The sequence below is a fragment of the Ferviditalea candida genome (genome assembly GCF_035282765.1).
Classification (GTDB): Bacteria; Bacillota; Bacilli; order Paenibacillales; family KCTC-25726; genus Ferviditalea; species Ferviditalea candida.
This window is the reverse complement of the sequence record NZ_JAYJLD010000154.1, coordinates 1-236: the sequence shown is the minus strand read 5'-3', so window position 1 is coordinate 236 and position 236 is coordinate 1. Positions and strand designations below refer to the sequence as shown.

Genomic DNA, 236 nt, shown 5'->3' with positions numbered 1-236 from the left:
CAATACGCCCGTATATAGCTAAATTGCTTGGTCAGCATTCCTTTCGTTCCTTCTCGCCATGTGACCGTCTGCCAACAAGTATCATTTAATTCTTCAATATTTCCAATCTTACCGAGCGTTCCCGAATACTGACGTGCTACCCCCACCGACCCTTTCCCTTTTTTTGGGACACCGGTATCGTCAAACACGAGATATCCCGGCTCCCGGCCGAATCGTTCCAGGAACAAGTTCAACCG

Annotated in this window: 1 pseudogene; it reads right to left on the bottom strand. The window is 48.7% G+C overall.

Going from position 1 to position 236, the window contains the following annotated elements:
- Nucleotides 1-92: 92 nt before the first annotated feature.
- Nucleotides 93-236: pseudogene (locus VF724_RS21465) on the bottom strand (transposase); the annotation flags it as partial.